Here is a 12,619-nt window from a genome sequence, read left to right as displayed (position 1 = left end):
TAGGGGGACCCTTCGTTGGGTTCCCCTTTTATATAAAATTACAACTAAAATTTAGTTATAAAATATAAACTTATATATAATAGTGGTTGAAAAAATAAAAAACAAGTGTTATAATACAAAAAAATAAAATTGGAGGGGGAAGAATGCCTAAAAAACCTATATTCACAAGAGAACAAATAATAGACAAAGCTTTTGGTATGTTAGAGAGGGGTAGTTTGGAAAATATCACAGCTAGAAGTTTAGCCAAGGAATTGAACTGTTCTCCTGCTCCCATCTATGGTTTATTTATGTCTATGGATGAATTAAAAAAAGAATTGATAAATAGAGCTAAAAATCTATTTTTAACATATGTAAGTAAGGAAAAAGAGGAGGTGCCCTTTCTTAATATAGGAATGGGAATCTGTAAATTTGCAAGGGAAGAAAAACCATTATTTAAATCTATATTTTTAAGAAATAGTTCATACAGTACATTGATATCTGAGTTTCATAGGATTATCTTTGAGGAGATGAAAAAAGATGAAAGGTTTGACAGTCTGCCGGCTGATGTTAAGGAAACCTTGACCATTGACTGCTGGACATATGCCCATGGTCTCTCTACCCTTATTGCAACGGGGTACTTCAAAACACCATCGGACAACTTTATAAGAAGAAGACTGATAAGTGGTCCTGCATCGATTATCTATTTCCACCTAGGTGTGGAAAAAGATAAACAATTAAATTAATAAAAAAATGAGCAAGATATCTTGCTCATTTTTTATTATCTGGAAAAATATACTTGTAAGGATATCACCAAATTTTTTAGTCGATAAAGAGTGCTACCAAAGTATCTAGAAATTTACAATAAAATTTATGTGATAAATAAAATATTATATAAATATAGATTATGTCTTTCTGGATACAACGTCACGTTGCTAAAATTTAGTGCTTATATCTAAAGGTGTTTGAAGTGTCTAAGATAGTAACTTCAACATTTAATACTCCAGATCCTAAAGGAGCTATCTTTTTAAATGCAGCTCTGCTCAGATCGATCATACGACCCTTTACATAGGGGCCTCTGTCGTTTATCTTAACTTTTACAGATTTTCCGTTATCTAAGTTTTTTACTCTGACAATAGTGCCAAAAGGCAATGTTTTACTGGCAGCAGTCAAATTATACATATTATACTTTTCCCCACTGGCCGTTTTCTTCCCGTGGAAATAATCTCCATACCAAGAAGCTTTACCTCTGACGGTGTTGCCTACTTTAAATCTGGAGTTTTGTACATGGGATTTAGGGTATGATACAGTTTTCTTTGGGGTGCTGCTGCAGCCTACTAAAGTAGCAGCGATAATTATAACTAATGCTAATTTTTTCATTTTTAAATTCTCTCCTAATTTTGTTTATGAAATATACTATATCGTGGTTGAGTTATTTTTTTACTTTGTCTTCCATTTTTCATCTACTTCCGGAAAGGGCTTTAGGGCTCTGTCCAGGATACCGTAAAGAGCAGCGATACAAAGACCGTAGTTTAGGATAGGGACTCCCTCACGGTAACTTATATCTATTCTCCCTAACATCTCTTTTCTGTTCAGTGTACACCCGCCGCAGTGGATAACCAATTTATAATCTTTTAAATTTTCAGGGTATTCCCTTCCTGCTACAATGTCAAAATCTATCCCTGTATCTATCTTTTCGCCTATCCATTTTGGGATCTTATATCTGCCTATATCATCTTTTTGAACATGATGGGTGCAGGCTTCTGAAACTAAAAATTTGTCACCATTTTTAAGTGACATAAGTGTCTTAGCTCCATCTATCATCTTGCTTAAGTCACCTTTGTATCTGGCAAAAAGGATGGAAAATGAAGTCAGAAGGACATTATCTGGAACTATAGCCGAAACTCTTTCAAAAGCCTGGGAATCTGTAATAACTAATTTAGGAGGATTTTTCAACCCATCTAAAGTGGCCTGTAATTCAGTGTCTTTACAGGTATGGATAATTCCGCTATTATCTAGAATATCTCTCATAGTCTGCACTTGGGGCAGAATTATACGGCCTTTGGGCATTCCGGTATCGATAGGGATAACTAAAACAACATGATCACCACTCTCTATAAGATCTCCTAAGATACTGGGACTTTCAAATTCTTGAGGAGAATGCTGGATGATAAGTCCTTTCATATCCTCCATCCTGTCTTTTTGTTCTGCAGATAAATTTATATATGGATATTTTAAATTTTCTAACTCGGTTAAAAAATCAGAGTTTGGCTTTTCTATATCTGCCTTATTGATAACCACTATAAATGGAGTGTTATTTTTCTTTAAGATGTCGATGATGTTGTAATCAAATTCTAAAAAACCGTTGTAATCAACTGTGATAAGGGCTATATCGGTTTTTCTTACAACTTCCATAGTCTTCTTTATACGCAGGTCTCCTAATGCACCTACGTCATCTATTCCGGCTGTGTCTATAAGAACACATGGCCCGATAGGCAGGATCTCCATAGCTTTATAGATGGGGTCGGTTGTTGTCCCTGCAAAATCAGAAACAATGGCCAGATTTTGTCCTGTGATTGCATTGATCAGCGTTGATTTTCCCATATTTCTTTTTCCAAAAATAGAGATATGCAGTCTATTTGAACTTGGAGTTTTATTTAAATTTGACATTAAAATCACCTCTTAAATATATTTTATAATTTATATTATATCGTTAATTGACCTATAATGTAAATATTTTGATTGAAATAAAATAACATACGTTATATAATGGTAGGTGGATTGGACATTTATAATAGAATAAATTACCTTATTAAAATAAATTTAGTTGTAAATTGTTTTTAGTAAACTAAATTTAGACCGAAAAGGTTGGCAGGAATAACTATTGGGATAAAATAGGGGCCAAAATAAAAACCTTTGTTAAGAAAATTTACTTGACAAAGATTGGAAAGTTTAATATAATGCATAGGTAACATTATAGAGGTGAAGTGACTTGAAAAAAAATATTGATCAGTTAAAAATGAAAAGAGAAACTAAATTTCAATTTACAGAGACGTTAGAAGATATTCTAATAGAAGGAGCAGTAGTTCCTAAAGTGGATGTAGATTACTTATTAGAATTAGTTGAAGGCGAGGTCATCATTAGAGGTGAATATACAGCTTTTGTAAAGACTAATTGTGTTAGGTGTTTAGAGGAGATCGAAGTAAAGGTTTCTGGAGAATTTTTCGGAGATTACAAAGAAACTAAAGATTATGATGAGTATATCGAATCTCTAGGTAAGGAAGCACAAGTATTAGATGACATGGTAGAAGAGTTAGTTGATGGCGAGGTGGATATAAGCTCTTTAGTGAGAGATTACATTATTTTGGATATGCCTCAATTTCCAGCCTGTGAACCAGAATGCGGCGGGTTAGAAGAACTAGAAAAATATCGTGACAGTGGTATAGACTCCAGATGGCAGAAGCTGCTGGATTTAAAGAATTAATAATTTATTATAATTAAAATAAAAGTTAGGAGGGGAATATAATGGCAGTACCTAAGAAGAAAACATCAAAAGCTAAGAAAAACATGAGAAGATCGCACCACGCTTTAAAAGGAACTAACTTAGCTACGTGTTCTAACTGTGGAGCTCCAAAGAGACCTCACAGAGTATGTTTAGAATGTGGAAGTTACAAAGGTAAGCAAGTTTTAACTAACGAAGCTGAATAATCTTTGAGAAAAAAGGTGAGAGTATTCTTACCTTTTTTTTATATAAAAATAAATGATAAAGTGAAAAAACAAGGGAAAAAAAATGAAAAAATATGGTAGGATAGAGTTAGAAGTAGGAAAAGGGGTGAGAATATTGAGAATAGCATTAGACGCTATGGGTGGTGACTATGCTCCCTTAGAAACAGTAAAGGGTGCAGTGGAAGCTATCGGTGAAAATAAAAATATCCGTGTGATCCTTGTAGGGAAGGAAGAACTTATAAAAGAAGAACTATTAAAATATAGTTATGATGAGGATAGAATAGAGATAAAAAATGCGACAGAAGTGATAGAGATGGATGAAAAGACATCTCCGACAGTAGCTGTAAGAGCTAAAAAAGATGCATCTATGAATGTGGCTTTAGAGATGGTAAAAAATGGGGAAGCAACAGCTTGTATATCAGCTGGAAATACAGGGGCCCTTATGACTGCAAGTCAGTTGAAGTTGAAAAGGATTAAAGGGGTTCTGAGACCGGCTATAACAACGGTATTCCCGGCAAACGATAACAAACATATAGTGTTGCTCGATGCAGGGGCAAATGCTGATTGTAAGCCGGAGTACCTGGACCAGTTTGCCACTATGGCAAATGAATATGCTAAGGTATTATTAAATATAGAGAGTCCTAGGATCGGTTTACTTAATATAGGAGAGGAAGATGGTAAGGGAAATGAACTTACTAAATCTGCATTCTACCTGTTAAAAGAAAATAAAAATATAGATTTTTGCGGAAATATAGAAACTCGTGAGATGACTAATGGGACTGTAGATGTAGTGGTAACAGATGGATTTACAGGGAATATAGTTTTAAAAACAGCAGAGGGGACGGTTCATTTTATGAAAAATATCATAAAGGACGGTGTCAAGAAAAGTCTGTTGGCCAAAATAGGAGCCTTACTTATGAGTTCTGTATTCAAAGAGATGAAAAAACAGTCTGATTCATCGGAATATGGTGGAGCGTTATTCATGGGACTCAATGGGATATCTATAAAGGCGCATGGGAACTCAGATTCAAAAGCTATAAAAAATGCTATCTTAGTTGGTAATAAATTTGCAGAAAACAACTTTATAGAAAGTTTAAAAAAGGTAATTGGAGGAAAAGATGAAAACTATTAAAAGTTTTGGAATATTGGGAATAGGAACCTATGTCCCTGAAAAGATAATGACAAATTTTGATTTGGAAAAAATAGTGGATACTTCAGATGCGTGGATACAAAAAATGACTGGGATAAAGGAGAGAAGGATAGCTGCGGAAAACGAAGCTACCTCAGATCTTGCCTATAATGCAGCAGTGAAAGCTTTGGAATCATCTAATACAAAGGCAGAGGAATTAGATCTAATAGTAGTGGCTACCATGACACTGGATTATTTTACTCCATCTGTATCGGCTATATTACAAAAAAGGTTAGGTGCACACCATGCAGCGGCCTTTGATTTAGGTGCGGCTTGTAGTGGTTTTGTATACGGGTTAGAAGCTGGAGGAAACTTTATAGCTACTGGTATGTATAAAAAAGTGTTGGTAATAGGTGCAGAGGTGTTCTCAAGAATCTTAGATTGGGAAGACAGAAATACCTGTGTGTTGTTTGGTGATGGAGCAGCAGCAGCAGTGTTAGGAGAAGTAGAAGAAGGTCATGGTATTATAGGTTCTCACCTAGGTGCTGACGGAGACTTGGATGATGTGTTGGTTATCCCGGCAGGTGGATCTAGAGCTCCTGCGACCCATGAAACTGTAGATAATAGATCTCACTACCTTAAGATGAAAGGGCCGGAAGTTTTTAAATTTGCTGTAAAAGCAATGCCTGGAGCAGTGGAAAAAGTATTGGCAAATACAGGGATAGGTATAGATGAATTAGAATTGATTGTGCCGCATCAAGCTAATATGAGGATTATTAGTTCCGCAGCGAAAAAATTGAAATTCCCGACAGAAAAGTTTGTAATCAACTTAGATAAATACGGGAATACTTCAGCAGCTTCTGTAGGTTTAGCATTGGGAGAAGCAGTGGAAAAAGGGATGATTAAAAAAGGTGATAATATAGCATTGGTAGGCTTTGGAGCTGGATTAACATATGCATCATGCGTCATGAAATGGGCATATTAATCATACAAAATTTGACATAACAGGTGTTATATGATATAAATTACAGGTGTTATGAATAGAGGAGGGACTATGTCGAAAATAGCGTTTATATATCCAGGACAAGGTACACAATATGTTGGAATGGGTAAGGAATTATACGAAACAAATGAGATGGCTAAAAAATATTTCGATGAAATTTTTGAGAGCTTAGAATTAGACTTAAAAGAAACTATGTTTAATGGACCTGAGGAGAAATTAAAACAAACAAAATATACGCAGCCTGCTATAGTAACTATGTCGTTAGTATTGACGAAGTTATTAAAGGACAGCGGAATCGAAGCAGATTATGTGGCAGGACATTCACTGGGTGAGTACTCAGCCTTGGGAGCTGCTAACGTATTATCAACTTTTGATACAGTAAGATTAACTGCCCTTAGAGGGGAGATTATGAATGAGGTTTCAGGAGAAGTAGACGGGACTATGGCAGCTATCATTGGATTGGAATCAGCTAAAATTGAGGAAATCTGTAAAAATATAGATGGAATAGTAGAAGCTGTAAACTACAATGAGCCTAAGCAGACTGTAATAGCAGGATCAAAAGATGCTATTGATGCAGCCTGTGAAGAGTTAAAAGAAGCTGGTGCTAGAAGAGCTATGGTTTTAGCTGTATCCGGACCATTTCATTCATCACTTATGAAACCTGCAGGAGACAAATTAAAAGCTGATTTTGATAAATTTAACTTTAAAGAAGGAAATATTGAAGTATTATCTAATACAGGAGTAGAGTTTTTAAAGGATGCTGAAAAAATAAAGGAAGAATTATACCACCAAACTTTTGGTCCTGTAAGATGGGTTGAAATAATTGAAAAATTAAGAGACACTGGAGTGACTAAATTCTACGAGATTGGTCCTGGAAAAGTATTGAAAGGATTGGTTAGGAAGATAGATAAAACTTTAGAAGTGGTAAATGTCGAATCAATATAAAACCTTTGTAACTAAGGGATACTGGAGTAACTAAATTTTATGAAGTTAGGATCAGAAAATGTTGAAAAAGATTAGCTAGAAAAACAATTGAGGAGGTATTTGTAGAATGATTAATTTAAAAGATAAAGTTGCGGTAATTACTGGATCAAGTAGAGGGATAGGTAAATCTGTTGCTGAAAAATTAGCAGAAGCAGGAGCCAATATCGTAATTACAGATATATTAGTAGAAGCAGGAGAAGCTACAGCTAAAGAAATAGCTGAAAAATACAATGTAGAAACATTATTTGTTGAAAGTAATGTTACAAATTCTGAAAGTTGTGTAGCGTTAGCTAAAGCTACAATGGAAAAATTTGGAAGAGTAGATGTATTGGTAAACAATGCCGGGATCACAAGAGACGGGTTATTCATGAGAATGAAGGAAATTGATTTTGATCTAGTTATTGATATCAATTTAAAGGGTGCTTTCAATACAACTCAAGCATTTTATAGAACGATGACTAAGCAAAGAACAGGAAGCATAATCAATATGGCTTCAGTAGTAGGACTTATGGGTAACGCAGGTCAGGTAAACTACTCGGCTTCAAAAGCAGGATTAATCGGAATGACTAAATCTTTAGCTAGAGAAGCTGCTAAAAGAAGTGTAAGAGTAAATGCTATAGCTCCAGGATATATCCAATCAGAAATGACTGATGTTTTAAGCCCGGAAGCTAAAGAGATGATGATGAGAAATGTTCCTTTAGAAACAATGGGAACTCCAGAAGATGTAGCTAACGCAGTGTTATTTTTAGCATCGGATTTATCATCATACATAACAGGTCAAACCCTAAGTGTAAACGGTGGAATGATAATGCAATAAAACCTTTTAAAGGTTGAAAAAATGTATAAAATTTGTTATTATTATATATAGTAAACTTAAAATTCAAGGAGGAAAAATTATGTTAGATAAAATTAAAGAAGTAATAGTAGATCAATTAGGTGTAGACGCGGATCAAGTAACTTTAGAGGCGAACTTCATCGACGATTTAGGAGCAGATTCATTAGATACAGTTGAATTAATAATGGCATTCGAAGAAGAATTCGATATCGAAATTCCTGATGCAGATGCTGAAAAGATCAAAACTGTTCAAGATGTAGTTAACTTCGTAGAAGCAGCTAAATAAAAGATTATAGATAGGGGAGTTATATCCCCTATTATTTTTTATTTTTTAGAAGTTATAAAAATTTAGATTTATAGTTAACTGGATACAACGTCAAGTTGTTTTTCATTTAAAAAACTGTCTGTAGATTAGATGTGATAATAGAAAATCAACAATTGGTAGGAAGCTACAATTTAGAGGTAGTTATTTAAAAAACTTAAATATTATGAGGTGAAGAAATGAGAAGAGTTGTAATTACTGGGGTAGGGATGATAACTGCACTAGGAACAGGGGTAGAAAAATCTTGGGCTAAAATAAAAGCTGGAGAGTGTGGAATAAAGAAAATAGAGAGTTTTGATACTGAAAATACATCGGTAAAGATAGCTGGAGAAGTAACTGACTTCGATCCTATAGATTTTGGAATTGAAAAAAAGGAAGTTAAGAAATTAGCTAGAAATACACAATTTGCCATAGCAGCAGCTAAGATGGCATTGGAAGATGCAAAATTTGAGATAACTGAAGAAAATGCAACTTCTGTAGGAACTATTGTTAGTTCTGGAATTGGTGGAATGGAAGTTTTTGAAAACCAACATAAAACTTTATTAAACAAAGGTGCTAGAAGAGTATCACCATTTACAATACCTGCAATGATAGCTAATATGGCTTCTGGAAATGTAGGAATATATACTGGTGCTAAGGGACCTAACAAAACTATAGTAACAGCATGTGCTGCTGGAACTCACTCAATTGGAGATGCTTTTGAGATGATAAAATATGGAAAAGCTGATACTATGATAGCAGGTGGAACAGAAGCTTGTATCACAGAATTTGCAATCACAGGTTTTGCTAACATGAAAGCATTATCAACTAGAAATGATGAACCAACTAAAGCATCTAGACCATTTAACGTGGATAGAGATGGATTTGTAATGGGAGAGGGATCAGGAATATTGATCTTAGAAGAATTAGAGCAGGCTAAAGCCCGTGGAGCAAAGATATATGCAGAGATGGTAGGATATGGAGAAACTTGTGACGCACATCATATCACTTCTCCTGGACCAGGTGGAGAGGGAGCAGCAAGAGCGATAGAGATGGCTTTAAAGCAAGGAGATATAGAGAAGACTACAGTTGACTATATCAACGCACATGGAACTTCTACACCAGCTAATGACAGGTTGGAAACAGCAGCTATAAAGACTGTTTTTGGAGATTATGCTAAAGAGTTAGCAGTATCATCTACAAAGGGAGCTACAGGTCATGCACTTGGAGCAGCAGGTGGAATTGAAGGTGTAATATTAGCCCTTGGAATTAACGAAGGAATAATGCCGCCGACTATCAACTATGAAAATCCAGATGAAGAATGTGATTTAGATTACGTTCCAAATGAAGCAAGAAATAAGGAAATAAGAGTAGGAATATCTACATCATTAGGATTTGGTGGACATAACGCAGTAATAGCTATGAAAAAATACGAGAACTAAAAATAATATACTAAGGGTGGGAAAATGAAAAAATACTTGGAATTAGAAAAAATTCTAGGTCACACTTTTAAGGATGAAAAACTTTTAAAACATGCCTTACTTCATAGATCTTATGGAAATGAAAATAAGGAATATAAAAAAATAAGCAACGAAAGACTAGAACTGTTAGGAGACGCAGTTCTAGATCTTGTCGTTACTGAATATTTATATAAAAATTTTAAAGAATCCTCAGAGGGTGATCTGGCTAAATTAAAATCAATGGTAGTAAGTGAACCGGTATTGGCAAAAATATCAAGAAAATTAAAGTTAGGTGAATATCTATTCCTGAGTAAGGGAGAGGAAGTTACCGGTGGAAGAGACAGGTCTTCAATTTTAGGAGATGTATTTGAGTCGGTATTAGGAGCTATCTATCTAGATTCAGATTTAGAGACAGCTAGAAAATACGGGTTATCTCACCTAGTTTATGAGATAGAGCATATCTATGAAAATGATGAATTGATAGATTTTAAAACAGCACTACAAGAATACAGCCAAAGAAAATATAAGGAAGTACCTACCTATGAACTTATAGGTGAAGATGGACCGGATCATGCTAAATTTTTTAAGATAGGTGTATTTATGAATAAAAAATTAGTGGGATCAGGAGAGGGAAGAAATAAAAAAACAGCAGAGCAGAAAGCCGCGAAACATGCCTGTGACAGTTTGGGAATAAAGTATATTGAAACATTATAATATTCCAATATTTATTAGTCATTTTGGATGTCCCCATACCTGTGTATTTTGTAACCAAGTAAAAATAAATGGCAGGGAAACTGATGTCACATGTTCTGATATTGAAGAAATAATAGAAGAATATTTAGAGCTTCTACCAAAAGATTCAGAAAAAGAAGTAGCTTTTTTTGGTGGAACCTTTACAGGAATTGACAAAAGGATACAGGAAAAGTATTTAGCTACAGTTAAACCATATATCGATAAAGGTCTTGTAGATGGAATTAGATTATCTACAAGACCTGATTATATTAATGAAAAGATATTAGACCTCCTTTTAAAATATGGTGTTACAACTATAGAGTTAGGAGTTCAATCTCTAGATGATGAGGTCTTGGCTAAGTCAGAAAGAGGTTATAGATCTGATATAGTAGAAGCGGCATCTACTTTAATAAAAAGTTATGGTTTTAAATTGGGAATACAGGTAATGCCCGGACTACCTGGATCTACTAATCAGACAGATTACAAAACAGCAGAAAAGGTAGTGAAGATAAAACCGGATATGGTTAGGATATATCCCACATTGGTTATAAATAATACCAAGCTGGAAAAGATGTATTATGATAAGGAATACAGCCCTATGGAGTTAGAAGAAGCTGTTGTCAGGGTGCTGCCGATCATGATTTTATTTGAACTAAACAATATAAATATAATCAGAGTGGGATTACAACCTTCTGATGACCTCTGTGAAGAGGGAGTAATAAAAGCAGGGCCCTTTCATCCGGCTTTTAAGGAAACCATTGAAACAGAGATTTACGGGAGATTTTTAAGGTCTTTAAATTCAGAAATTTTGGATATAGTTACCCACGAGAAAAATATCTCTAAAATAGTTGGAATGAAGAAGAAGAATAAATTGTTCTTTGGGAAAAAGATGACTATAAAGATTGATAATAGTTTATCACTAGAAAAAGTAGTGGTAAATAAGATAGAATATACTAGGGAAGAGATCTTAAATAAAATTTTAGAGAGTGGTATATTATGAATCAAATAATAATAAGTATAAGTGATTTTGAGGAAAGAGCAGCTCTTTTAGAAGGGGAAAAACTCACAGAATTTTTTATACAAAGAAATGAACAAAATCGAATAAATGGTAATATATATAAGGCTAGAGTGGCTAATGTATTACCTGGGATGGAATCAGCATTTTTGGATATTGGCTTAGAAAAAAATGCTTTTTTGCATGTCCGGGATCTGCGTGAATTTGAAGAAAAATACCTAAATGGCGTAGAAAATAGTAATAGACCTATAGAGGATATCTTGAGTGTAGGAGATGAGATAATAGTCCAGATAGTAAAGGAGCCCAGAGGTGACAAGGGTGCCCGTGTAACTACACATTACACTATACCGGGAAAATATCTGGTATTGATGCCAAATGACAGCCATATTGCTATCTCACAGAAGATAAAGGATCCCAAAGAGAGAGAGAGACTCGAAACCCTGATCGATACTATAAAACCTGATGAGATGGGTGTTATTATAAGGACTGCAGCTAAAGATAAAAACAACCTTCATTTTGAAAAAGAGGTTGAATATTTAGTAAAAAAATGGAAAAATATAGAAAATAGATTTAAAAAAAGTAAGGTAGGAGAGGTTCTATACCAAGATAACGATATGGTCACAAGAACTGTAAGGGATGTCTTTTCTAATCAGATAGATGAATTAATAATAGATGATGAGGAGAAGTACTGGGAGATAGTAGACTATGTAAAGGCCTTTTCCGACAATACATTTAAAACCAAGGTGAAATTATTTCAGAGTTCCCTTCATATTTTTGATCACTACAATGTAACTAAGGGATTGGAGACGGCTTTAAATGAAAAGGTATGGCTGGATTGTGGGGGATATTTGATCATCCAAAAGACAGAAGCTCTCATAAGTATAGATGTAAATACAGGCAGAAATACAGGGGTAATGAACCTGGAAGACACTGTAGTGGAAACTAATGTCGAAGCAGCAAGAGAGATTGCGATACAGCTGAGACTGAGAAACCTCAGTGGTATTATTATCATAGATTTTATAGATATGAAGGTAGAGAAAGATAAGCTGAAGGTAGTAGAAGTACTGGAAGAAAGTTTGAAAAAGGATAGAATAAAGAACAATATCATCCATTTTACAGACCTTGGTCTGGTAGAAATGACAAGAAAAAGACAGGGAAGTCCCCTGGCTAAGTACTACCAAAAACCTTGTCCATGCTGCGCCGGGACAGGAACAGTGAAATCTAAGGAGAGTATAATCCTAGATATAATGAGAGAGATAAGGGAAATAGCAGAAGATAGTGACATCAGATTGATAAAGCTGACCACAAGTACAGAGTTATACGACTTTATTTGTGAGGCTTATATTGAGTTTATAAAGGGATATTTAAAATTACGTAAAAAGGAATTTATCCTGAAAAAAAATAAGAAAAATGAAGAAAAAAACAATAATGACTATGAGATAGTAATGGAGATGTAAG

Annotated in this window: 14 protein-coding genes; 12 read left to right on the top strand and 2 right to left on the bottom strand. The window is 34.6% G+C overall.

Annotated elements, in window-relative coordinates; genetic code table 11:
• The first annotated feature begins 143 nt into the window (after positions 1 to 143).
• Positions 144 to 722, top strand: coding sequence for a TetR/AcrR family transcriptional regulator (locus tag NRK67_05170; GenBank protein ID UUV18901.1), 579 nt, complete (start codon positions 144 to 146; stop codon positions 720 to 722).
• Positions 723 to 918: 196 nt separating this feature from the next.
• On the opposite strand, the gene NRK67_05165 is transcribed toward NRK67_05170, so the two are convergent.
• Together NRK67_05165 and hydF are read right to left on the bottom strand one after the other, a co-directional pair.
• Positions 919 to 1,356: a septal ring lytic transglycosylase RlpA family protein gene (locus tag NRK67_05165; GenBank protein UUV18900.1), complete on the bottom strand. Its 438-nt coding sequence runs from the start codon at positions 1,354 to 1,356 to the stop codon at positions 919 to 921.
• 60 nt (positions 1,357 to 1,416) lie between these two features.
• On the bottom strand, positions 1,417 to 2,646 hold the full coding sequence (gene hydF, locus NRK67_05160; GenBank protein ID UUV18899.1) for a [FeFe] hydrogenase H-cluster maturation GTPase HydF: 1,230 nt from the start codon (positions 2,644 to 2,646) through the stop codon (positions 1,417 to 1,419).
• A 322-nt stretch (positions 2,647 to 2,968) separates the two neighbouring features.
• On the opposite strand from hydF, the gene NRK67_05155 reads away from it, so the two are divergent.
• The 11 genes from NRK67_05155 (at position 2,969) to NRK67_05105 (ending at position 12,618) form a co-directional block, all read left to right on the top strand.
• A complete protein-coding gene (locus NRK67_05155) occupies positions 2,969 to 3,460 on the top strand; it encodes a YceD family protein (protein UUV18898.1) in 492 nt (163 codons plus the stop codon).
• Between the two features lie 41 nt (positions 3,461 to 3,501).
• Positions 3,502 to 3,684 carry a 50S ribosomal protein L32 gene (gene rpmF / locus NRK67_05150; GenBank protein ID UUV18897.1) on the top strand — a complete coding sequence of 61 codons (183 nt, stop codon included), beginning with the start codon at positions 3,502 to 3,504 and terminating at the stop codon, positions 3,682 to 3,684.
• Between the two features lie 133 nt (positions 3,685 to 3,817).
• Positions 3,818 to 4,834, top strand: coding sequence for a phosphate acyltransferase PlsX (gene plsX / locus NRK67_05145; GenBank protein UUV19961.1), 1,017 nt, complete (start codon positions 3,818 to 3,820; stop codon positions 4,832 to 4,834).
• Positions 4,821 to 5,816 (top strand): ketoacyl-ACP synthase III, encoded by a 996-nt coding sequence (locus NRK67_05140; GenBank protein UUV18896.1) that lies wholly within the window; start codon positions 4,821 to 4,823, stop codon positions 5,814 to 5,816. Before plsX ends, NRK67_05140 begins: the two co-directional genes overlap by 14 nt.
• A gap of 69 nt (positions 5,817 to 5,885) precedes the next feature.
• Entirely contained in the window at positions 5,886 to 6,779 is an 894-nt protein-coding gene (fabD, locus tag NRK67_05135; GenBank protein ID UUV18895.1) for an ACP S-malonyltransferase, read from the top strand.
• Positions 6,780 to 6,888: 109 nt separating this feature from the next.
• Entirely contained in the window at positions 6,889 to 7,635 is a 747-nt protein-coding gene (gene fabG, locus NRK67_05130) for a 3-oxoacyl-[acyl-carrier-protein] reductase (protein ID UUV19960.1), read from the top strand.
• 79 nt (positions 7,636 to 7,714) lie between these two features.
• Positions 7,715 to 7,939, top strand: a complete 225-nt coding sequence (locus tag NRK67_05125) for an acyl carrier protein (GenBank protein UUV18894.1) — start codon at positions 7,715 to 7,717, stop codon at positions 7,937 to 7,939.
• A 215-nt stretch (positions 7,940 to 8,154) separates the two neighbouring features.
• Positions 8,155 to 9,396: a beta-ketoacyl-ACP synthase II gene (fabF, locus tag NRK67_05120; GenBank protein UUV18893.1), complete on the top strand. Its 1,242-nt coding sequence runs from the start codon at positions 8,155 to 8,157 to the stop codon at positions 9,394 to 9,396.
• A gap of 24 nt (positions 9,397 to 9,420) precedes the next feature.
• Entirely contained in the window at positions 9,421 to 10,128 is a 708-nt protein-coding gene (gene rnc, locus NRK67_05115; GenBank protein UUV18892.1) for a ribonuclease III, read from the top strand.
• Positions 10,115 to 11,146: a radical SAM protein gene (locus NRK67_05110; GenBank protein ID UUV18891.1), complete on the top strand. Its 1,032-nt coding sequence runs from the start codon at positions 10,115 to 10,117 to the stop codon at positions 11,144 to 11,146. Before rnc ends, NRK67_05110 begins: the two co-directional genes overlap by 14 nt.
• Positions 11,143 to 12,618, top strand: a complete 1,476-nt coding sequence (locus NRK67_05105; protein ID UUV18890.1) for an Rne/Rng family ribonuclease — start codon at positions 11,143 to 11,145, stop codon at positions 12,616 to 12,618. The genes NRK67_05110 and NRK67_05105 overlap by 4 nt, the downstream gene beginning before the upstream one ends.
• The last annotated feature ends 1 nt before the right edge of the window (position 12,619 follow it).

The organism is Fusobacteria bacterium ZRK30 (assembly GCA_024628785.1).
GTDB lineage: Bacteria > Fusobacteriota > Fusobacteriia > Fusobacteriales > Fusobacteriaceae > Psychrilyobacter.
Note: the sequence above shows the minus strand (reverse complement) of the source record. Positions and strands in the feature narration are given on the sequence as shown.